Here is a 23896-nt window from a genome sequence, read left to right on the forward strand (position 1 = left end):
TATTAATTAAAAGGAAACGTTTAAGCCAAAAACAATGGTGCGCGGGTTAGGGTATGCGGAATAATCAAATCCCGGCGTTAAAGTTGAATTACGTACAGATACTTCGGGATCAGGTCCGGAATACCTGGTCCAGGTACACAGATTTTGTCCTGACACATAAATTCTTGCGCTGCGTATAGTCAATGCTTTAACAAATTGCGCAGGCAAATTATACCCTAACGAAACGGTTTTTAAACGTAAATAAGAACCATCCTCTATCACCCTGCTGGAGAAATAAGTCGGCCCTTGACCGCCAGTGCGGAATAGGGTATTACTGGGGTTATCTGGTTCCCAGCGATCGGCATAATCAGCGAATTGATTTAGATTTCTGTTTGCATTTCCATTACCCTCGAAAATTAACCGGTTAGCATTGATCAGGTCATTACCATATGACCATTGGAAAAACAGGCTCAGATCAAAACCTTTGTATGTGAAATTATTGGTGAAACCACCTGTGTGAACAGGAAGACCGCGACCAATAACGGTAAAATCACTACTATTAATCACGCCGTCGCCGTTGATATCTTTATATTTAATATCCCCAGGTTGGATGATAGAACGGTCATTTCCATTGGTTGAAATATTATCCTTTAAAACGTATTTACCTTGTGGAGTTTTGTCAAAGTCGGCATACTGATAAACACCGTCCCACAGCAGCCCATACATTTGAGCGACCGGCTGTCCAACCACGGCAATATAGGCCGGGTTATCATTCCAGCCTGAACTGAAATTAACACTCGATTTTAAAGAAGTTTGATTTTCTGTTAAGGCCAGTACTTTGTTAGTATTGAAACTAATATTAAAATTTGAACTCCATGAAAAGGATTTATTTCTAACATTTACTGTGTTTAATGTGAATTCTAAACCCTGGTTTTGCATGGTCCCTACATTCTTAAAGGCCGCGCCAATACCAGTTGTGTAAGGCAAAGTGGCATTTAATAACAGGTCATGTGTAGTTTTGCGGTACACATCCACCGTTAAGCCTATTCGGTCCCTGAATAAGCTTAGATCATAACCAATGTTGGCCTGCAAGGTAGTTTCCCATTTCAAATTAGGGTTGCCAATAGCAGCCAGGGTAGTTCCTTTTAAGGGCGTGCCGTTGTTATAAGAATAAACCGAGCTTGCCGGAAAGTTAATTTGTGACAAGTAAGCAAAATCGCCCACCCGGTTATTTCCCGTAGCACCATAACTTAACCTTAGTTTAGAATCCGAAATAAAGGCGATGTTTTTCATAAAATCCTCGTTACTCATACGCCACGCGAAAGCTGCGGAAGGAAAATATCCCCATTGATGACCTTTAGCAAACTTAGACGAGCCATCAGACCGAAATGACGCTGTTAACAAATATTTAGATCGATAGGTATAATTTAACCTTCCTAAAAACGAAGCCAATCCCCAGCGGGAACTGATAGATGTGGCAGTGATAGAGGGGGATTCATCCAGACCATCTAATCCCAAAGATTCGTTGGGAACATTGATGGCGAAATAGCCGTTGGTGCCTGATGTGTTACCCTGCATGGTATATCCGCCCAATATATTCAGGACATGATCTTTACGAAATGTTTTTTTATAGGTCAGGATATTTTCGTTTAGCCAGGTATTAACCGGGGTATAATAGATAGAACCATTTACGCCATTCACATTGCGTGAATTACCCGAACTTGTCTGTGAATTGTTAAAGGCATCGGCCCGTAGCATATTATTGGTGATGCCGCCACTTACCTTTAAAGTTAAATCAGGAATGATCTGATATTCTGCATAAGCGTTAGCAATCAGATTATTTACTGTAGCGCGCCGTAACTCATTCTGCGCTGATATGATTGGATTTACTCTGTAATCTGAATTTAAATTGGCATCAATAGCCGGATCAAAAAGGTCATCATCAATAGCCTGTCCATTGCCTGAAACCGGGCGATATCCCCAGACAGCGTACAATAAACTCACCGTTACTGATGAATTTGCCGGCGATTGTCCTACTATAGTTCCAGATGAAACACTATTGCTATAATTAACATTGGCGCCAACTTTCAGATGCGCGCTCACGTTCTGGTCCAGCGAGATGCGCCCCTGATAGCGTTTAAAACCAGAATTGATGATCACCCCTTGCTGGTTTAAAACATTACCCGATATGGAGTACCGTGTTTTGTCGTTGCCACCGCGTATCGCTAAACTATGGCTTTGGGATGAACCGATCTGATATACTTGTTTTTGCAGATCCAGGCCCACCATATCACGATAACTGTCCAGCGTTTGTCCATTATTAAAATATAGTGCCGCAACATTGGCTGGGTTGACCTCCTGCTGATAACGTACATATTCGTAAGGGTTCATTAACGCTTGTGTCGTTTGGTTTTTTTGAATGCCATAATAGCCATCATAGCTGATCACCGGCGGGCCATTTTTACCGCGTTTGGTGGTAATAATAATGACGCCATTTGCGCCGCGTGCGCCATAGATTGCTGTTGATGAAGCATCTTTTAATACATCAATAGAGGCGATATCACTTGGATTGATGGAGTTGTTCGCGCCGTCCTCTAATGGAAACCCATCTACAACGTAAAGAGGCGAGTTATCTTGCGTAACGGAACCCGCGCCACGGATAACAATATTATTTACCGTTCCCGGCTGTCCGTCATTCGCAGTTACAGTTACCCCGGCTAAACGCCCTGCCAGCGCATCATCAAATGATTTTACCGGTGCCTTTTCTAAATCGGCCATCTTAACCTGCGCTACCGCGCCGGTCAGGTCACCTTTTTTCACGGTACCATAACCTACAACTACTACTTCGTTTAAGCCACTACTTTTAGTTTGCAGCACAACATTAATAGTGGTTGATCCGCCAATAGGCCTCTCCAGAGTTTCGTAACCGATATAACTGAACACCAAAATAGCGTTACTATTAGTTGCTTTTAAAGAATAATAGCCTTTTATATCCGACACCGTGCCCACCTTGGTGCCCTTTACAATTATACTTACGCCTGGTAACGTATTGTTGTTTTCGTCTTTTACTACACCGGATACACTTAACGTTTGTGCAACGCTGGTAAGTGGCAGCAAACAGCACATCCAAACGAAAAATAACATATTTGATAACCAGGTCGGTTTTCGGTTTTCATCATAATTTGGTCTCTCTTTATACATAATTGGTTATTGTATATTGTATATAATTTAATTGGTTAAATTTTAATAGGTATTCTTTTGTTGTAAATAAAGATCTGTCCACATAATTGTATTTTTATCCGTAATAACTACTTCTACTTTGTTTCGCCCCTGGATAACCGAGCCAGGTTCAACTTCAAATTCGAGCCAGTCTTTAACCTTTACGGCATTACCCATCAATCGGCCGTTAAGTTTGACTACTAAATTCCGCATATCGGTGTCACCTATAAACTGCAATTTTAAAGTTAATCGAGTCGGTTTAGTCGGTATTAAACCGCATATAAAATACGTTTCGGCTGGCTGTACCGCAGTTATCCGAATTGGCGAATCAGGATTAAGCGTAGGGATATGATTATAGGTCACATGGTTTAATCCGGCCTTATCACCAACCCCTAAAATGCTGGCAAAATAATTTTTGTCTAGCCCCTTCAACTTTGAGCTATCACCCAATTCATTCCACAACGGGCTTTTGGGATTGAAAAAATTGAATAGGTAGACGCCGTCGGCACCAGCCTGCCAGGCGCTTGCAGCCCTCCCACGGTAGGTTTGGAGGGTGCTGCGGATAGCTTTTGCACTTTTATCATAAATGCGGCACTCATCTAATGAAGGGTAAACAGGAATTCCATATTGATGCCCGAGTGCGATACTGGTTTCCCAGGGATTCAACTGGATGTAACTGCTTACCACCATTATATCCACCAAGCCCTCTTTTAACCAGGTTTCAATATCCAGGCCGATGTCTTTAGCATATTCTTTTGAATCCGGCACACGCATGGATATCAGGATCGGGCGATGTCTTTTTAAACCTTCAGTCTCGGTCATCTTTCTAACCTGTCTGATCAAAGCGGTCATTTCGGTTAATTCTTCCAAGGTTACTTTTTGTCCCTGATACGTACTCTTAAAAAATACCCGATGACGAAAAAAATCTAATTCTATGCCATCCACATCATAATTCCGGCAAACTTCCTGTATGAAGCGAAAGGTATAATCCCGCACAACGGCCAATCCGTAATTTACAGATGACCAGGAATTCTTTTCATAGGGTTTGCCCATTAAGTATTCCGGATGGGTGTTTTTCAATAAATTTGGTTTAAACAAAGCCGGCCCATAGTCATTTTTGCTGCCATCGTGCGTATCATTCATCCGCATAGACCAAAATACTTCCTTGCGGTTTTGATGCCCAAAATCGACTACTACCTTTAATGGGTCAAAACCGGCAGCTATCAGTTCACCTGTCAGGTTATTAGTGAATATTCCGGAAGGATGGCCTGGTTCATCTTTAGCTGTAAGTACAGTACCGATCTTGGTGTCATGTGTAAATAAACTCCAGGCGTGCGAACTACAATAAACGATTTGATCTACCTGCGAGTTTTCGAGACCCAGCATACGAGATGCCAGTATCCCTTTGGCACTGATCTCTTTCACCAGTTTAAAGGGTTCATTACCATCGTCATTATAAATCAGCCGCCTTTTTTTATGCGCCATTTCAGCCCGCTCTCTTCGCAGATCAGCAAGTGTATATTGGCTTTTAATTTGCGCAGACGCTATAGTCGAAAGGGCCACTAGCATAGTTAAGATGAGGCAAAGGCCAAATGTGTGTTTTTTGATCATTTTAATTGAAATATAGTCCCCCGTTTACGTTTAAAGTAGTTCCGGTAATATAATTTCCACCCTCGCCACATAAAAAAGCAACTGCCAATCCGATGTCCCGCGGTTGTCCCACACCTAGCGGAATCTCTGCGGCCAGTTTGCTGATGCCGTCATCTCCATGTGTTTTTTTTAATAGTTCAGTTTCGATGATGCCAGGTGCAATAGCATTTACCCTGATACCAAACGGGGCACCTGTACGAGCCAGGGTTTTGGTAATGCCGAGCAACGCGCTTTTACTGGCGGCATAATGTACATGACCATATAGCGCGCCTTGTTGAGCTACAACCGAACTGATATTAACGATCACGCCACCATTGGTTTCTTTCATTAAGTCCATTGCAGCTTTTGCGCACAAAAAGGCGCTGGTCACATTCGTATTCATAATTCGCTCCCAATCTGCCAGATTGATCTCAAAAATATCTTTAGCCTGTGAGGTACCCGCGTTATTGATCAGAATATCCAGACCCCCGACCTCATCTTTTATAAATTCAAACAATCCGTTGACCTCTGCTTCATTGGATACATCCGCTTTTTTGAACCATGCCCTGCGGCCGGTTGCGGTTAGTAGATCGATCAGTTCCCCGACACCGTTGCCCTCATCTATATCATTTAAAATAATATCCGCGCCCTTTTCTGCCAGTACTAAAGCGATACCGCGTCCGATACCGCGCAGACTGCCGGTTATTAACGCTACTTTACCATTTAATTCGCTCATATCAATTATAATTTTCAGGCAAGGAAGTTAGTTCTCTTACTTGGTCTTTAGCTAATGTAAACTTTAATGCCAGCCCGATAAAGATCGCCCCTAAAATATAGGCTACTGATAAAAAGGCGATGCCTTTGGATAGTCCAAGCGTAGGCTTAAGCGATCCTAATAGGTAAGGTGCGAACGCTCCAATGATAAAAGCGAACATGATCATGGTTGCGGAAACGGATGCGCGGATACGGGGATCGATAACAGCATATAAAGACGCGTATATATTGGAATCATATATCCCTCTGAAAAACCCAAAACAACCGAGAGATAGGAATACCAATAGTAAATTACCGGCTGTGCCCAGCATATAGATAAACGGTGCACCGAGCAATAACCCCCAAAATTGAATTTTTAAACGTGCTGACGGATCTTTTTTGGCCAGATGGTCAGATATTTTTCCGCCTGCCAATACGCCTGCAAAAGCGAACACATGATGATAAAACATGGAGGAAAAACCTGCCGCTGATAAGGACTGATTAAATTTCTCGTGCAGGAAGGTAGGGGTCCAGGTCAGATAACCAACGTTAACAAATACCATGCAGCCGAATGCAAGTGTTAACAAAATTGCCGTAGGTTTTGCAAATAAGCCTCTAATGCCGGCCAACCAGCTTAGCGGGCTTAGCGGAATGTCAGTATGCTCGCTGAAGTGTCTGAAACGTACGATAAGCAATATGGCTAGTAATATACCGATACCCCCAAACAGATAAAAAGTTGCCCGCCAACCGTAATGCTCGCCGATAATTGCCCCAAGTACACCACTCATAATTATTCCCGCGTATAATGCCGTTTGATGTATTGACATCGCAAATCCACGCTCTTCCCTATAGGTATCACCTATCAATGCATTGGCTGCAGGTGCATAAAAGGATTCACTGCTCCCGACCATTGATCTTAAAATTACAAGTGTCAATAAGCCTGTACTGATCCCGGTAAAAAAAGTTGCAGCACTCCAAAGGAACAGACTAAAAATAATTACCTTTTTTTTACGGAAAACATCTCCGGCGTAGCCAGCTATCGGTACAAAAACCCCAACGGCGGCAATAAAAACAGAAGCAATCAAACCTAATTGGCTATCCGAAAGCCGCAGATCAGCTTTAATCAAAGGCAACACAATATTAAATACCTGCCTGTCCGCCTGGTTAAAAAAGAAGACCAGCCATAACAGGATGATTAACTCCCATTTAAATTTCCCTGAAGTATTGTTTGCAGTAGTCGTCATTAATTTGATATAAAACTATTTAATAAAATAGTCACTTGCATTTTCAGGACGAATATCCGTTAACTGACCATTATAATGTCTTAGGTTTCTCGGCTGATAGGGATATTGCTTAATAACCTCTTCATTAATGTCGATCCCTAAACCAGGTTTATTATTGATCGACATCAACCCTTCATCCAGGCATATGCTCTCCGTACTAATATCGTTACGATAAGGCACGTCACTCATCATGGTTTCTAACAGGTAAAAGTTTGGTGTGGATGCCGCAATATGCAGGGTCGCCGCGTTTGCCACCGGCCCACTAGGATTATGCGGGCAAAGCGGAATGTGATAACACTCGGCCATTGCCGCGATCTTCCTGATCTCGGAGATTCCCCCGGCATGGCTCACATCCGGCTGAATAAAATCTGCACATTCTAATTTTAGGAAATTTCTGAAATCCCAGCGGGTGTATAATCGCTCACCTGCCGCAATGGGAACTTTTATTTGGCGCCTAACCTCAGCCAGGCCTTCCATATTATCGGGAGGTATTGGTTCCTCGAACCAGGTAATGTCAAATTTTTCCAAAGCGCGTCCGATACGGATAGCCGTAGGGATATTGAATCGGCCATGACCTTCGATCATAATTTCCACCTCGCTGCCTACCGTGGCTACTACGGCTTCTACACACTCCATCGCTCCGCTGAATTCCTGGCGGGAAATATTCATATAGGCCGATCCAAAGGGGTCCCATTTTAAACCTTTAAATCCTTTACTGACAGCTTCCTTGGCTTTAGCGGCAAATTCAGCAGGGGTTTTAGCAGGTGCGAACCAGCCATTGGCATAGCAGGGCACTTTTTCGCGTACCTTTCCACCTAATAACTGGTAGACTGGCACGCCCATATCCTTGCCTTTAATATCCCATAGGGCCATATCTACTGCGGCTAGGGCACTCATTAACACAACGCCTCCGCGCCAGTAGGAGTCCCGGTAGTTATCATGCCAGAAAGCTTCTATATCATGTGGATCTTTCCCTACTAAGTAACGGTTCAGCTCGTTAACGGCGGCAACAACGGTAAGTTCGCGCATTTCTAAGGTAGCTTCTCCTACACCATGGATTCCCATATCCGTCAATACTTTCACGAAGACCCAATTTGTCCTGTAGGCGTGACATATAAAAGTCTCAATTTTTGTTATTTTCATATCATTCTTGTAAGCTTGGTTGTAGATCGATTGTTATCCCGGGCTGAAGTAGTTGGTAATTCAATCCGGCCAGCCGGCAGCCGTCTATAAAATATTGCGGATCAATTGTATTCTCTGCAAATAGACCGTAATGATTGGGGATAACTTGTTTAGGTTGCAGTGCTTTTGAAAACGCAATCGCTTCTTGGGTATTCATATTTCCCAATTTCCCGTTAATACAAACGAACATCAGGTCTATTTGACGGCCACCTGACATTTGCTGTATTAAAGGTAATAAGCGCGATGTTTCCTCCGTATCTCCCGACAAATAAAGCAGCTGATCCGCGACCAGCAGGAGCAACCCGGTTGATAACGGATCTGAATGAAACGCGGGTGTGGCATTGAAGCGAAAGTCATCGAGATCAATAGATTGACCCGCGTTCAGATTAATCAATTGGGCTTTGTCAAATCCTAATTTTAACGCATGGGCAATCACACTACTTGGTCCGATAATTTTGCACGACGGATACAGCTCTTTAACCTCCAGCATGGTGTGCGGGTCAAAATGATCCAGGTGGTTATGGGTGCAGTAAATGTAATTAGGCTTTAAATCGCTTACGCTTACCGGTATAGGTGTCAACCTGGTTAAACCCTGCATATCTTCTACAGTTGTACTGAGATAAGGGTCGATCACCAGTCTTTTACCTCCGTGATCAATTATGTATCCGCTTTGCGTTATCCAGGTTAGTTTCATTTTTGAATAGCTATTTAATACCCTGTATTTTGATCTGACGACTTTAAAGCAGTGTTTGTATTCATTTCTGCCAGCGGAATAGGGAATAGGGTCGCTTTTTCATTGATGGTTTTTCCAAGTGTTTTCAACAACGACGGAAACTGTCCTGTCCGCATCAGATCAAACAACCTACGGTTTTCGATCACAAATTCCAGGCTTCGCTCTCTTAAAACAGCCTGACGGAAAGCATCTTTACTTAAACCTGCTGGGAGATCGATCGTAGACACCGTTGTTAATGGTTTTTTATAAGCCCTTCGGCGTACCATATTCACAGCATCGTAGGCATCAGCAGGCGGTGTACCCGCTGCCTGGGAGGTTGCTTCAGCATAAATCAATAATACATCAGCATAACGATAAACATCCGGGTTTAAAGGGCAATTGCCCTGGCTTGTCTCATTCGGCGCATTATATTTACCAAATGCCGGAAATGGGCGAGCCGTAGTATAAAGGTCTATTAACTTACCGGATTTATTGGTGAATTTATCATACACTGAAAAATTGCGCCTGCTGTCATTGGTATCCCATGTCTTCCACATATCTGAGTTGGTATCTACCGACCATACTTGTGCTCCATTGGCACAGTTCGGATTATCGGTTCCTCCAGCTTGTGAGTATGATGCCATACTGTTACCGTTAATGGGCCCGTCGAACTGTATAGCAAAAATAATTTCCGCGTTATTTTCATTGCTGACCGAAAAGATACTGGCAAAGTCCGGCAGCAACTGGTAGGTATTAGCCTGCATTACCTCCTTTGCCTTGGACGCCGCATCTGTCCACTGTTCCGTCGTCAGATATACGTCAGCCAACAATGTTTTAGCGGCTCCTTGCGTGGCGCGCCCAACTTCAGCCGAAGTACGAGTTGCAGGCAGAACTATCTCAGCGGCTTTCAGGTCACTGATGATCTGTTGATAAACTTGCTGTACTGTTGCTTTTGGATTGTTGGCATCGGCCGCTGATTGAATTTCTTTTGTACTTAGAGGCACGCCGCCAAAGAGGCGTACCAGATTAAAATAGTTATAAGCCCTGATGAACTGGCATTCGGCGACCAACACCGCTTTACGGTTAGCATCCATAGGGATAGCTGGAAGGCGAGATATACCGATGTTTGCTCTGTTAATGCAATTATACATTTCCGTCCATAAAGTAGACGTAAAGGCATGGTCGGGTGTCAGGTTAAAATTGTCGACTGCCTGGAACTGGGGATTTCGGCCAATAGTGACCTCATCATCGGCCAATAGGCATAGATTGTAAAACCCTAATTTAAAGTAATTTGTGTTAGTAAATGGCTGATATGCAGCAACGACAGCGGCTTCAGCGTCTGATGGGGTCTTATAGAAATTATCTGTAACGATAAAACTATAAACATCTTCTTTCAGAGATTTCTGACAGCTTGAAATAAATAGCATTGACCCTGCAAACAAGCTGATAATGAAATGCTTTATATTAAAATACCTTTTCATGTTTGAAATATTAAGTTTAAAAATTAAAGACCAATCCTTACACCCAATGTAACGGTCTTGGCACTTGGATAAGCACCCACATCTATTCCCTTACGCAGATCTGTCCCGACAGCTGAGCTTACTTCCGGATCAAATCCGGTATATTGCGTCCAGGTCAGTAAGTTTTGACCGCTTACATATATTTGTGCGGAACGGAGCCATTTAACCGTGTTGGCCGGAACGTTGTAAGCCAGTTGAATGTTCTTCATGCGCAGGTAAGAGGCGTCTTCAAAAAACCGGTCCGAAATGAGCGGGTTAACGCTCGATGGCCTTGGATATTTAGCACCGGTATTTGTTGGTGTCCAATAATCCAGTGCTGATGTGATCTGGTTTCCGCCGCGGGCAAAAGAATCCCCGATACTATATAAATTGGCGTTAAATACCGTGGCTCCTTTAATACCCTGGAATACAAAATTTAGCGCAAATGGTCCGTAAGTAAACTGGGAATTAAAGCCATATATAAAATCAGGATTAGGCTTGCCTAAAACCGTACGGTCATCCGACGTGATCTGTCCGTCACCATTCAGGTCTTGATATTTTTGGTCGCCGGCTTTGGCAGTTGGCTGAATACTCCCAGTCGTTTGGTTGGTTTGCCATAGCCCATCCGTTCTGTAGCCATAAAAAGAAGATAATGGTAATCCTTCTTTTACAATATTTACCGGGTTATCAATCGGAGAGCCTAAATTTGGCGCAAAAAACTGACCGCCTTGAACTGCAACCGATAATACTTTATTTTTGTTGGTGGAAAAATTAATGCCTGCATTCCATTTAAATTTCCCCTGATCAACGATCACTCCATCGGCTGCTATTTCAAAGCCCTGGTTACGCATAGAGCCTGAATTTAACAGGACACTGCTAAAGCCCGACGATAATGGCACTGGTACTTGGGCTAGCAGGTTGGTGGTATTTTTTAGATAATAATCTAATGATAAATTTAAACGGCTGTTAAAAAACGTTCCGTCGATACCGCCGTCGTATTGAGTCGTTGTTTCCCATCTCAAATTCGGGTTGGGGAAACTGGTTGGCGCATAGCCGATCACCTGGCTTTGGTTCGTTCCAAATACGGCGGAAACCGCACTTAATCTGGAAAGGGAATTATAGTTGCCAATCTCCTGGTTGCCAGTTACGCCGATACTGGTTCTTATTTTGAGGTTATTCAGCCATTTGATCTCTTTTAAAAATTCTTCCTCAGATATTCGCCAAGCCAAAGCGCCTGACGGAAAAAATCCATATTTATTGCCATTACCAAACCGAGAGGATCCGTCCTCACGGGCAGAAACCGTCGCCAGATACCGTCCTTTGTAGCTATAGTTGATACGTCCCAGCCAAGACTGCAATGTACTTTGGCTTTTATCTGTCCCCGGCACGCCGATTACGCTGCCTGCCCCTAAATTATTGGTGGTTAATACATCACTATTAAACCCGGACGTGGTCGCTGATAAAGTGCGGCTTACATTCTGCTGCCAGGTATAACCAGCTGTAAAATCAAAGCTATGATCTCCCCACTGTTTTTTATAGGCCAAAATATTTTCATTGAGCAGATCCGTAATGTTGCCCTCTGCCACGGCGGCTACTCCGCCAGGCGCGCCGAAGGTAATATAACGGGGAGCATAATCGTCAGCCCGGAAATCATTGTAATCGATTCCCAGCCGAACACTGAATGTTAGTTCAGGTAGTATTTGGTAACTCAAATTGGTATTACCCAAAAAACGGTTGGTAGTCGTAGAAAAGGTTTGGCCCCGTAGTAAAGCCAGTGGATTATTCCAGGCCGGGTCAGCCGTAGGGATTGTACCAATAGAGAAATAACTACCATCCGTATTCAGTGCCGGCGCCACTGGAGGAGCAACCAAAGCCAGATAAATACCTCCGCGGTTCAGGCTTACTGTAGTACGCGCCTGGTCGTTGATAGATCTTGAACCGGCGAGGCTTGTAGCAATGCTAAACTTCGAACTTAATTTACTGTCCAAATTGGCCCTAATAGCACCTCTTTTGAATCCGGAGCCCACTACGATACCTTGTTGGTCGAACCAGTTTCCTGAGATTTGATAACGGCTTTCCGTTGAGCCGCCAGAAAATGCCAGCGAATAATTGGCGATAGGCGCAGTTTTAAAAACCTCATCCTCCCAATTGGTATTAGCCGTGAACGGTGTCGTGCTTGGATATGGGACAGCCGTACCATTATTGGTAGCCCTTTGATTAGCGATCTGGATATACTGCTGAGCGTCTAACAAAGGTATTGCGTGCCTAATACGTTGCGTGCCGCGATAAGTATCAAAGTCTACCTGGCCCTTGCCGGCTTTACCACGTTTGGTGGTGATGATTACCACGCCGTTAGCGCCCCTTGAACCATAAATGGCGGTTGACGAGGCATCTTTCAATACATCGATAGATACTATATCATTAGGGTTTATGGTAGATAACGGATTACCAGCCGTAGGCTGAGAATCGGTGGTTGATAAAGAAGCATTACTCACGGGGTAACCATCAATAACATACAAGGGTTCACTTCCGCCTAAAACCGAATTTCCTCCGCGGATTCGAATACTAATCGAACCACCGGGCGCAGAGTTAGACTGCGTTACCTGAACGCCGGAAGTGCGGCCCTGCAAAGCCTGTTCAAGAGATGATACCGGCATTTCCTTTAATGTTCTTTCACCTACAGAAGCCATTGAACCGGTCAAGTCCCGCTTTTTTTGTGTACCATAACCGATGATTTTTACTTCTTCTAAAGCTTGATTTTCGGCTTCAATAGTGATGTTGACAATCATTTTACCATTGATCGGTATTTCCTTTCTGGCGTAACCCATGCAACTCACAACCAAAATCCCGTCAGCGCGGTCAATTACCAAGCTATAATGTCCATCATTATCGGACAAGGCACCTTTAGTAGTGCCTTTTAAAGCAACTGTCGCGAAAGGGACGTTTTTCCCGTCGGTCGTGGTTATTTTTCCAGAAAGCGTAACCTGGGCGAAAGCAGGTGATAAAGTCATACATAGAAAACATGACAGTGCCCACCACCGCAAGTTCTTCCATGGTTTACAGTTTAGTAATTGGTTTAACATAGCATTTAAATTACTTGGTTAATTTAGGTTTACATTACAGAGCAAAGTTTTTTTGTACAACGGCTGCTTTGATCGTAAGATTAATTGGTTTAACAGATTGGTTTCCGTTAAATCAAATGTAAACACAATTATTATATATTGTATACAATATATAATAAAATTACGTTAAATACCTGATTAACAAGTAATTATTTTTTTAAAGTTTTATTTTAGTTTCATTTGAGCTACAAGGTCAGTACGTGCATTTAAACAATGCGCTGTCGCGGCTGTTTCAATAGCATTCTTATCCTTACTTTCAAGTGCAGTTATAATGGCGCGGTGTTCATGAATAATCTCAGCAGTGCGGTCTTTGCCGAAACCGTAGGTTTGCCGTAAACTGTTAATCAGCTGCCAGTGGCGTTCCAATATTTGAATGCCTTCTGGATTGTCTGCTAATTTATAAATTACAGCATGGAAACTCTTATTATGATTAAGACAGGCCACATAATCTTTTTTCGCCGCTGATTTTTCATACTGGATCTGTATTAATTGCAATTGCTTTAATTCTTTAGATGTCAAATGGTCAGCAGACTTAACAGTTAAATAAACCTCGATCAATAAACGGATATCATACATGTTCTCCAGAAAATGTTCATCGATCTGACGGACATGAGCACCTTTATTGGGCTCAATAATTACGATCCCTTCCCCTTGTAACTGTTGAAGAGCTTCGCGAATCGGCATCTGGCTCACACCGTACCGGGCAACAAGTTCAGCTATTTTGAGCCTTTTTCCAGATGCAAAATATCCGGAAATGATGTCTTCACGAAGTTTTTCCCGCACTCTGGAATAAGTCGGGTTTGCCAAACCATTATCAAAATTTAATACAGAATTGCTTTTTAACATACGAGCACAAATATCTTACTTATTGTATTATATACAATATACAAATTAAAAAATCAATCAATGGGTTATATTAAAAAAACTGCAAGAGAGTCCGTAGTTTTGAGATAATCTAACCGTCAAGAACCTTTGCAATTTTCTACTAAAACACTAAATTGGGGAACATCCCTACAATCGTTTTCCAAGAGACCAATTTGAAGTCAAGTCAGTTATTTGCATTCGTTTCTGTAGCTATAATAACACTCATTAATAATTGGCAATCCGATGAAAATCAGTTACTTACGAAATAAAATAAAAGAGACCGTATGAATGCTCTACACGTTCTTATTAAAATAATTTAATAATTGGTAGTATTTACGGGAGTGGGACAAGGCTATCTTTCCTGTACTATCGGCATTTCAATGACAAAGTGCTTGCATTGGCGAAGGAATTCATAAAATTTGTTTACTACTAAACTTTTCAATAAGCCTAATATTTGGCCAATCTAAGATTTTTTGATTTTCGCATAAATCTTTTGAATTTCTGATTCGTTAAGACTTTTGAAATCGAATAACTCATCAATTTTATCCAATTTCAGAGCCTTTGCTATATCTTGAATAATATCAGCCCGAGGATTCGCGCCCTCATTTTCATAACGATTAATAAATTGCTTATCCTTATTCAGTTCTGAGGCTAAAACAGCTTGCTCTATTTTTCTCTGTATTCTTAATTCTTTAATGCGTAATCCGAATTTAATTCTAAATAAGAAGGTTTCATCTTTCATTCAACGAAACTCTATGAGAATTAATTTTTCTGGTCAACAAATTTGTTTACTTTGATTTTTATTTTTATATTTGAGTTTAAAGTAAGTCAGTATAAATAAGAGTCTTGCAACTCTACTCTCAGGCCCGACACTTCCGACCAAGGCTTTCATTTGCTCGTTATGGCGTTTAAATACAGCTAAAATTGTTCGTTTGGTTTCGCCGCTGCCTGTAAGGAGGTTTTTGAGTGCCTCAGCAGTTATAGGTTTCCGGCCTTCCAGTAAATTTTGTTTAGCCTGATAGACTTGACTTGACAAAACATCTAAGTAATTATTAAGTGCGCGAGCATCTTCCTTAGTTCCTATGGCACGTCCGGCTTCCTGGCTCCAGCGAGAAGGCTCCCAAAGTCTTTTAGTAGACAATTCCTTTGATGTTCCATCAACAGTGATACGCAGATAAACATACCTTTCTACAGCATTTTCATTTTTGGGCTGCTTCAAAAAGAAGAATAACCCGAAGCTTTTTTCTAACATAACGAAATGATTAAAAGTTAAACAAATTTCGAAATGCAGTTATTGGAAATCAAGATGTTCATCACATGAACAGGCTGGCAATCAATTTCTTAACTAGATATTCGTGCGTCTTTTTTTGATTAAGACAAGGACGCACGAATGACGCTCAGAATATTGACAATTTTGGCAATTTCGGGAAACCCTTAAAAGCCAAAAAGCCCTTAATTATTAAAATCAAGGGCTTTTTACAATTTTGAAAATGTACTTGGCGGAATGGACGGGACTCGAACCTATCTCAATAATCCGTTGATATTCAATATTTTACAAGTTTGTAAGTGTGGTAATTCCCGAATTCTCCACATTTAATTTGCAACAGTTTAATTCCTAATGACTTACATAAAGATACGCATTAATAGCGATTGATGCAATATAAATTACAAACGATCAGTCCTACTACATGCTCGCCGAGGTGGCCTTGATCATGGTATTGGCAATGCTCTTACCTGAGGAACATGATTTGCTAGTCTAAGATAGACCATTGTCTCCCAGTGATTCCGCCCATACTGATCGACGTGGCTGTCATAACGGTCAAGAAAGTCCTGGCGTATGGTGGCATCTGATTTTCCCCTGTCTATGCTTTTACGGATGGCTGCAATTTCGGTGGAAAAGCGGTTATGGGCTTTGTTGTTGTATTTGACGAGCAGACCGAGGGCGAGGAAATGCCGCCGGATCAATGCAAAGTCTTCATCAGTGATGGCTGCCGGCTGAATGAGCTGGTAGCGAAGGACGGGTACGTTATTGTGTATTAGCACCGTAGCATCGAGAAAGCGGTGCTGCAGGAAGGTATCGTCGTAAAAATTGATGAACACTTTCTCACCGTCTTCGCGCCAGGCTGCATTTTTCTGCTGATTGCATTTAAAGCAGCAGGGTAAAAGGTTTTTGGTCAAGATGGCGTATTCCGGAAATGCGGTCTGGCCGATGTAGTGGTCGAGGGTCCAGCCGGTTTCGATCATGCAGTAGGGACACAGCTCCTGGATAGCCGGGTGCTGGCGTGCTGAGTAATCTTTTCTAAATTGTTTAAAACTCTGGGTCGGGCTGCCATAACAGTCCTGCAGGGCATCACGTGATCGTTGTGGATCGGCGGCAAACAATGAATGGGGTTGCTGGCAAAGGCCGGGGAAATTATTCAGGTAAGTATCATAAGCGAGCTGAACCCTAGGCGCGAGGCCGTTCAGGGTCAGCTCATTGGCCTGATGTTTTTCTCCTGCTACTGTTAGGAAGAACTGGTTTTCGTCGATGGCGTCGTAATTACAGTTGATCATTGGCGTTGTCGCTTAGGTTTTGTAAATACATCCTGGCATTGAGGCTCAGGTGGCCATCAAAAAGGCGGTCGATCTGCTGCAAGGACAAGCGTTCAAACAAATCCTTCAGGATCGTTTTGTATAAGGTGGTGTCTTCATCCACGTGGAAAATGTCATTGTTGATATTGGTGAGGTTTTCACCGAGGCATTCAATAATCGGCCGGCGGACAAAAGGGATATCATCTTTACGGTCAATGATGCGGATAAAGCGCGATGGAATATCCTGGACTATGACTGGGGAATGAGTGGCGAGCACGCAAACGGAACTGAAACTATGTAGCACGTAGCGTAATGCGGCCATGAGTTTGCCTGCGATATTGGGATGCAGATGGGTTTCAGGTTCATCGAAAATGATGATCGAATTCTGTTCCATCCCCGCAACCAGTCGGGTGATGAGGTGAAAGATGATGCGCTGGCCGGAACTGAGTGCCTGGTTGACCCGCTGATCAAAATCCTGCCTTTTCCCGAGCATTTCCAGTTCGGTGAGATTGATGCGCATGAAATCCACGTCTAGGTAATTTCGTATACAGTTTAGCCAGATATTTTTTCGGGTCCGGCTTTTCAGCAGCTGGTTGTAAGCTTTCCAGAGCAGTTGGGATATTTCTTCCGTGTTCAGCAGGTTTTTGTTTTGTTTGAAACTGATGAGTTCATAATTGATCGCTTGTTTAGTGGGCACTTCAAAATCATCAAAGAGGCTGAAGCTAATGGCGATAATCTTGGTGAAGGAAGGCCGCTCAGGTGAGAAGACCCCTTCTTCACTGTTATCAGAAAGTTTTTTAGCGAGTTGGGCTAGTAGTTGTGTTTTTCCGGTGCCGTTTTTCCCGATCAGGCAGAAAAAACTGTTTGCTAAGGGTTTTTCTCTGTTAAAGGAAAAGTCAACTTCGTGCGGTAAAGCAGCTCCGGGAACCTGGTATTCAAATTTAAAGCTAAACTCCGGCTCCATATTGGCCAGCCCGCTTTGTATAAGGTCGCTGGATTCGTAGAGCGCAAGCTGTGCTTCGCTGGTACGAATCAGCGATGAATTAAACGCGGGCTCATCTTCGACTAGCCTGCGGACATCTGGGAAATAACTACAGTCGCGCAATGCACGTGCAATATCCCTATATTCCGAAGGAAACTCGCTCCGGAGGTCTTTATAGTAAGCGATCGACTGTCCCAGTGAGGCGTATTCCGGGCCGAGTTCTGTAAATTCCCGTGGCAGACGAGTCAGCATTTCTCCGCGCTGCAGGATCTTCACTTCGCCGAAACTGGTGCGTTTTTCTTCGGTGGTAAAAAACAGCAGTTCGAAGCACGTTTGATAGCCGAAGTCATTCCAGGCCCTTGGTACGAGCACCAAACAGGGAAAATGCCAGTTGGGATCTGCTTTTTCGTGGTAGTCTTTCAGGTAAAAACTGATCTCAGAGTATTTGAGCTGGCGGTTATCCCAGATATCAAGTACTTTCTGAATAACTTCGTGTTTGTGCACCTGGCGGATGCCCGGCTGAAGTTTATAAAGAAAAATTTGTGTTTCGGTCAGATTATACCATTCTACTGATGCGAAAAGCAACCAATCGTCAAACGGAACTTCGAGACGGTCGAATTCTTCGTTCAGCTCCGGGCGTTCCGTTATCGGCGTTAGTTTGGTTTGCACTTTACCCAATGCAATAACCGTGAAGCCTTCGGTGATGATGACGATATCACCAACATTATAGTGATACTTTCCAACCGTAATAACCATCCGCTCGCGTTGAAGCATGGGAAAGAAATTGGGCGCGCCGCTATCCCAGTTACAGCCTAGCTTCCACAATTTGATTTTACGTTCTACCTCAAATTTAAGGTTACGCAGGATGCGGTTTACCTGTTCGCCGCCATAAAGGATACCCGGCTCCTCACCTGTTGCCAGGCGGTAGGCATAGCGAACAATCTCTTTGGTTGGGTAATTTTTATCGTTGATCCTTACCTGGTAGGCAGTTGCAGGATTGAGCTGGAACTGATCCCGTTCGATCTGCTCAACAGCCTGCAGTACGCTTTCCCGGGTAATTAATTCAGGTTGAAAAGGCATTATAAGGGTTTTGGATAAAAGTAACGATTTGGGAGCATATCAGCAAAACGAGTTTTTTAGGTACAAGCCCTTCTAATCTGTAATTTAGTTTACATAGCCTTGAATGCATCTGCACTCGCGAAACACCATTAACAACTATTTGATGCTTGCAGCTACTCCCAAAAGAAGGAAAAAAGGAAACAAGTTGGGCGGCGTCGGAGGCGATTGCCGATAGTATTAAAACAACTACATAAACGGCGGCCTCCCATCATTTTGTGGCACGGCGCCGCTGATTTTAGATAAAGATTCAACCAAAACAGGCTACATTTTTGTTAATTTGATAGACAAAACCGTAATCAATTTAAAAATTGTAAATTTAAAAAACATTTATAGCTTTAGCTGCTCTAAGCGTGATCCAACTTCATGACCATAATCCTCAACAATAGCAACTTATACAATTTTATTTTTCGATCATCAAACTGTTTTTTTGATCGGATTATCCACTATGATCTGCGGTCACCGTTAAGTACAAACGGGCTGGTGATCATCGATCAGTTCAGCGCACTGTTTTTAAACTATAACGATGGAGACGTCGCTGCGGCCGTATGAAAAAGGAAACTATCCAGATACATAACAGATCACATCCTAGGCTTAGGCTTAATACGATATGCCCTTATTTTACGATGTTTCCTTTGGCTTTTCCGTTTCAAACTTTGCAGCGCGCCAGGAAAACCGATTTGGTCTACGATCCCTTCTGCGGGCGGGGGACTACAAATTTTGCGGCACGCTTGCTGGGATTAAATTCTTATGGTGTTGACAGCAACCCTATTGCGCAGGCCGTAGCACAAAGTAAATTACTCTATGTATCAGAGAACGAGATCGATGCCCGCTGCCGGGCGGTATTGGCCGAAATGTCCGATACTGATCTGCCGCAGGGTGAATACTGGGAACTAGCTTATCATCCTGAAACACTGGCGGAAATATGCAAATTACGTCTATATTTTATGACCAAAGCGGTGCTGGACGACATCGATATTTCTCTGCGTGCAATTATCCTTGGTATTCTGCACGGCCCCAAAATGAAAACGCAAGCTTCTTACCTGTCTAATCAGATGCCGAGGACCTTTGCGACCAAGCCAAATTATTCCGTCCAATATTGGATAAAAAATGGGCTGATCGCTGATAAAGTTGACTTGGCTAGCCTGGTCAAGCGAAAGGCAGCCTATGTGTTCAACAAAGAACTGCCCCGAAAAGTGGATGGTCAAATCATTCTAGGAGACAGCCGTTCGATAGCGGATACTTTCGATCAGGATATCAGCTGGGTGATCACCTCGCCGCCTTATTTTGGGATGTCCACCTACGAACAGGACCAATGGCTGCGAAATTGGTTTCTGGGCGGAAGTGACCAGGTCAATTACTCTTCGGCCAGTCAGTTAAAGCATGGTTCGGAAACAACTTTTATCAATGATCTGGCCAAAGTATGGTCTAATACGGCGCTCAAATGCAAACCCAATGCAAAGATGGTGATCCGCTTCGGCGCCTTGCCCAGTTTGTCGGTTAAAACACCCAGGGAGATCATCAAAGAGTCCCTGATCACGGCAGATTGCGGCTGGGAACTCAAAGCACTGAGATCAGCCGGTGAGCCTTTTCCAGCGAAACGGCAGGCGAATCAGTTCAAAGGGCAAACCGGGACTTACGTAGAAGAAATAGATGTTTATGCGACCTTAACCATTTAATTATGTTTGATCCGGATGAATTACCTTATATCAAGCAGGCGATCCGAGATTGCGCATTTGTAGAGCGGCAGCTATTAACTGATCTGCGCAGCGAAGTTTCGGAGATCAAGGCCTCCGTCCGGGTGATTAAGCCGCGTACGATCAATACCTTTTCTTTAGTGGCGACCGATGGAACGAGCAATAAACTGGTCTACAACCCTTTTTATTTTCAGTTGATCCGCGTAGTAGATTCTAATGGCAATAATGAGTGTTCGGACGTCCTGACACCTTCGACTAATACGGACGAATTAAGCGCCCGCCAGTTTGACGAACGAGGCGAACCTAAAACAGTTTTGGGCACACTAATGCGCGATCTTAAATGCAAAACGCTGAGTGAACTCAGTCCAATGATACCTTCTGGTAAAAAGATGCGGGAACATCCCGAGGATATCTCAAAATCTTGGGTACTTACCTATCGGGACCTTTGTGAATGGGCGGTCTTATATGATAAGATCTGTTATAAAGGATTTGCTAACCATACAGTGATCGTCCGGGACGGCTTGCTCCGAAGCAAGATTTTCAAATACGATCAAGCGAAGAAGCGACCTTTGTTCATTGAAATGATGGATCGGATCAAGCAGAAGATCGACAATGACTACAAAGAAAAAAAGATCAGAATCTATATTGCGGGCATCGCTAAACATAGTCAGGTGCTGAGCCGTTATTCCTTGGCCATGCAACTCGAAGGGGTCTTTCCTGCCGGAGATCCCCGTTTCGCTCGTGTACCGGAACTGATGGAAGAGCGGTCTTATGTATGGAAAGAATACATGGCTCGTACAGACGAAGACAATGCCGATAGCGAAGTGAATAAATTCTCGGCAGGCAGTCTATATTTAGCCCGTTTCGGTAAACAAGCGGGTGACCCGGTCTGGGCAATTGACCTGCTCAATTCGCAGACGGATTCTGATGCTGATATCTTTGGTTATCTATACATGGATACCTTCGACGGCTTTCCGGTACCGCATTATCCGGCTTGCCTCCAAAAAGCACTGGAACATGCTCAAGTGGTCGATTTTGATCTGGACATCCTACAGGACGAGGTCGTTGCTTCCGTAAAAAATTTACTTCCATCTGATCAACGGCATATTGTTGATCACCAAACCTTTACTAACTCCTCTATCGCAAATCGTCAATCATGAAATTTTTCTCAGAAGGCAAGATCGTAGGCATATTCAAAGGCTTTAGCGAAGGCGGGCTTGAATTCCACGCGGATATCGTACTTGGTTATGACAATTCGTTCCAGAACATCCCAATGCACGGACAGTTTTTGATCGTAGCTTTGGAAGGCGACGATGAGGCCGTTCTTGGCCGTATCACTGCGGTAGCCGCTATGGGAAAGCTGGCAGGTTCAGCAGGCGAGGATTACGCTCTGCGGTCTATCTCTGAACGCAGAGAAATTTCGGAGGATCTTAGAGAAGGTTATCTGAAATATAAGATCGATATCCGGGTATTGGGTGTGCTGCGCAAAAAAGGGGAAGAGATACAATTCGCTCCTTCTCACCGCCGTCTTCCACATGTAGGCAGTAAAGTGGCTTTTTTAAGTGATGAATTATTACAGGAGGTCGCAGGACATAACCTAATGATCGATGAAGTCAGACCCGCCGCAGCCTTTGGCTACCTAGCTTATGGTGAATTTGTCTTCAATGGATCTAAACCTAATAGCCAAGCTATTCTGGAACCCTGGATGTTGCCAAAATCGCCTGAGGTAAAGGCCAGATTCAAAGTCGAGCAATTAGTCTCCAGGCGTTCTTTCGTTTTTGCGAGAGCCGGATTCGGAAAATCCAACCTGGTTAAACTCTTGTTCAGTACCCTCTATGCCACACCGCCAACTATCACCCGAAAAGGGAAACAGGTTCCGGTAGGTACCGTCATCTTTGACCCTGATGGTGAGTATTTCTGGCCCGACGATAGCGGCCGGCCAGGGCTTTGCGATGTGCCGGAATTGGAAGATAAGGTTGTGGTTTTTACCAACCGAGCTTCGACAAGCCCGTTATACCAGTCCTTCGTAGCAGGAAGTATCAAGCTAGATATCCGGCGTTTAAAACCCGCAGAGGTTATTGCGATCGCCTTGCCTGCTGAACGGCAGGCGCAGCAAAACGTGCAAAAATTGAAAGCCCTAAATGCGGCCAATTGGACCAGACTGGTCGACCTCGTTTACCGGCTTGGAAATACGACGCCGCTCGAAGATCTTCGGGAAATCATTCTGGGAGACAGAGAAACGGACCGTCAGGATGCCGAGATTATCGCTATCCGATCGAATATTACCACTATCGTCAGACTCATTCACGATCCGAGCAGCCAAATGCTGGATATGCTTTTTGAATCTCTGCGCAACGGTAAATTATGTGTTGTCGATATCTCGCAGATGCGCGGTCAGAACGGACTGATCTTATCAGGTATCATTTTGCAGCAAATCTTCGAGCATAATCAAAATGAATTTACGAAAGCAGAGCCTAACAGCATACCGACTATCGCGGTCATTGAAGAAGCGCAGTCTGTATTGGGTAGTTCCGGAGGCGCGGAAGGGCCATATGTAGCCTGGGTAAAAGAAGGCCGTAAATTCGGTTTAGGTGCGGTTTTGATCACCCAGCAACCGGGCAGTATTTCCGATGAGATCCTAAGTCAAGGCGATAATTGGTTCATCTTTCATCTACTATCAGCAGTCGATCTGACCGCACTTCGCAAAGCGAATGCGCACTTCAGTAATGACCTGCTCAGTTCCTTGTTGAATGAGCCGATACCCGGTAACGGAATTTTCTGGAGTAGTTCGGGCGGTAAGCCGTATCCTTTATCGGTAAGAGTTTTAAGCTTCGAAGCCATTTATAAAGTCCGTGATCTGGCTTATGAGGCTCCGGCCGCTAAAACCTATGGGTCACTTCTAAAAGACAAGTTCGCCAAGCAGCTGCAGAGTGTACGGGAGACTGTTGGTACAGTAGAAGTAGAAATTGATGATGAGGAAGGATATCAGGCAGAACTGAGTCAGGAAGACGTCTTGGAAATGTATGTCAAGAACGCATTCGCAAAGGTCCGCGATGATAGTAAGCTTTTAAGCGAAATAAAAGCAGGGACCGGGCGCTGGATGGCTTTAAAAATGAAGATCGCCGGATCTTTACCTGACGATCTTCAAAACAAAGAAGACCTTGCACAGGATTGGGTGCCCCGATTTATGAACGAGCAGTTCGGTATCGGAAAATGGGGAACGAAAAAACTGCCCAAGAAAAGTGACCCTAATCAAATGACAAGTTATTTTGAGTTGAGACCTTGACA

At 43.7% G+C, this 23896-nt stretch carries 16 protein-coding genes; 3 read left to right on the forward strand and 13 right to left on the reverse strand.

Going from position 1 to position 23896, the window contains the following annotated elements; genetic code table 11:
• Positions 1–6 precede the first annotated feature (6 nt).
• The 13 genes from ABIN91_RS12485 to ABIN91_RS12545 all read right to left on the reverse strand — a co-directional run bounded on the left by ABIN91_RS12485 (position 7) and on the right by ABIN91_RS12545 (position 18875).
• Entirely contained in the window at positions 7–3123 is a 3117-nt protein-coding gene (locus ABIN91_RS12485) for a TonB-dependent receptor (RefSeq protein WP_348051445.1), read from the reverse strand.
• Between the two features lie 99 nt (positions 3124–3222).
• The gene (locus ABIN91_RS12490) at positions 3223–4809 is read right to left on the reverse strand and encodes a hypothetical protein (protein ID WP_348051446.1); all 1587 of its coding nucleotides are present in this window, start codon (positions 4807–4809) and stop codon (positions 3223–3225) included.
• Position 4810: 1 nt separating this feature from the next.
• On the reverse strand, positions 4811–5563 hold the full coding sequence (locus tag ABIN91_RS12495) for a 3-oxoacyl-ACP reductase family protein (protein ID WP_348051447.1): 753 nt from the start codon (positions 5561–5563) through the stop codon (positions 4811–4813).
• A 1-nt stretch (position 5564) separates the two neighbouring features.
• On the reverse strand, positions 5565–6824 hold the full coding sequence (locus tag ABIN91_RS12500) for an MFS transporter (protein ID WP_348051448.1): 1260 nt from the start codon (positions 6822–6824) through the stop codon (positions 5565–5567).
• Between the two features lie 15 nt (positions 6825–6839).
• Positions 6840–8006: a galactonate dehydratase gene (gene dgoD / locus ABIN91_RS12505; protein ID WP_348051449.1), complete on the reverse strand. Its 1167-nt coding sequence runs from the start codon at positions 8004–8006 to the stop codon at positions 6840–6842.
• A gap of 1 nt (position 8007) precedes the next feature.
• Positions 8008–8739 carry an MBL fold metallo-hydrolase gene (locus tag ABIN91_RS12510; protein WP_348051450.1) on the reverse strand — a complete coding sequence of 244 codons (732 nt, stop codon included), beginning with the start codon at positions 8737–8739 and terminating at the stop codon, positions 8008–8010.
• A 14-nt stretch (positions 8740–8753) separates the two neighbouring features.
• Positions 8754–10238 (reverse strand): RagB/SusD family nutrient uptake outer membrane protein, encoded by a 1485-nt coding sequence (locus ABIN91_RS12515; protein WP_348051451.1) that lies wholly within the window; start codon positions 10236–10238, stop codon positions 8754–8756.
• 23 nt (positions 10239–10261) lie between these two features.
• The gene (locus ABIN91_RS12520) at positions 10262–13267 is read right to left on the reverse strand and encodes a TonB-dependent receptor (RefSeq protein WP_348051452.1); all 3006 of its coding nucleotides are present in this window, start codon (positions 13265–13267) and stop codon (positions 10262–10264) included.
• 276 nt (positions 13268–13543) lie between these two features.
• On the reverse strand, positions 13544–14224 hold the full coding sequence (locus ABIN91_RS12525) for a GntR family transcriptional regulator (protein WP_348051453.1): 681 nt from the start codon (positions 14222–14224) through the stop codon (positions 13544–13546).
• Positions 14225–14705: 481 nt separating this feature from the next.
• The gene (locus tag ABIN91_RS12530; protein WP_348051454.1) at positions 14706–14984 is read right to left on the reverse strand and encodes a helix-turn-helix transcriptional regulator; all 279 of its coding nucleotides are present in this window, start codon (positions 14982–14984) and stop codon (positions 14706–14708) included.
• 33 nt (positions 14985–15017) lie between these two features.
• Positions 15018–15494 (reverse strand): Arm DNA-binding domain-containing protein, encoded by a 477-nt coding sequence (locus ABIN91_RS12535; RefSeq protein ID WP_348051455.1) that lies wholly within the window; start codon positions 15492–15494, stop codon positions 15018–15020.
• A 458-nt stretch (positions 15495–15952) separates the two neighbouring features.
• On the reverse strand, positions 15953–16795 hold the full coding sequence (locus ABIN91_RS12540) for a hypothetical protein (protein WP_348051456.1): 843 nt from the start codon (positions 16793–16795) through the stop codon (positions 15953–15955).
• A complete protein-coding gene (locus tag ABIN91_RS12545; protein WP_348051457.1) occupies positions 16782–18875 on the reverse strand; it encodes an AAA family ATPase in 2094 nt (697 codons plus the stop codon). The genes ABIN91_RS12540 and ABIN91_RS12545 overlap by 14 nt, the downstream gene beginning before the upstream one ends.
• A gap of 662 nt (positions 18876–19537) precedes the next feature.
• Between ABIN91_RS12545 and ABIN91_RS12550 the strand changes: the two genes are divergently transcribed.
• The 3 genes from ABIN91_RS12550 to ABIN91_RS12560 are packed head-to-tail and all read left to right on the forward strand — an operon-like array spanning position 19538 to position 23894.
• Positions 19538–20590 carry a DNA methyltransferase gene (locus tag ABIN91_RS12550; RefSeq protein WP_348051458.1) on the forward strand — a complete coding sequence of 351 codons (1053 nt, stop codon included), beginning with the start codon at positions 19538–19540 and terminating at the stop codon, positions 20588–20590.
• Between the two features lie 2 nt (positions 20591–20592).
• Positions 20593–21768: a hypothetical protein gene (locus tag ABIN91_RS12555; protein ID WP_348051459.1), complete on the forward strand. Its 1176-nt coding sequence runs from the start codon at positions 20593–20595 to the stop codon at positions 21766–21768.
• On the forward strand, positions 21765–23894 hold the full coding sequence (locus ABIN91_RS12560; protein WP_348051460.1) for a DUF87 domain-containing protein: 2130 nt from the start codon (positions 21765–21767) through the stop codon (positions 23892–23894). Before ABIN91_RS12555 ends, ABIN91_RS12560 begins: the two co-directional genes overlap by 4 nt.
• The last annotated feature ends 2 nt before the right edge of the window (positions 23895–23896 follow it).

This window comes from Mucilaginibacter sp. (assembly GCF_039921305.1).
Classification (GTDB): Bacteria; Bacteroidota; Bacteroidia; order Sphingobacteriales; family Sphingobacteriaceae; genus Mucilaginibacter.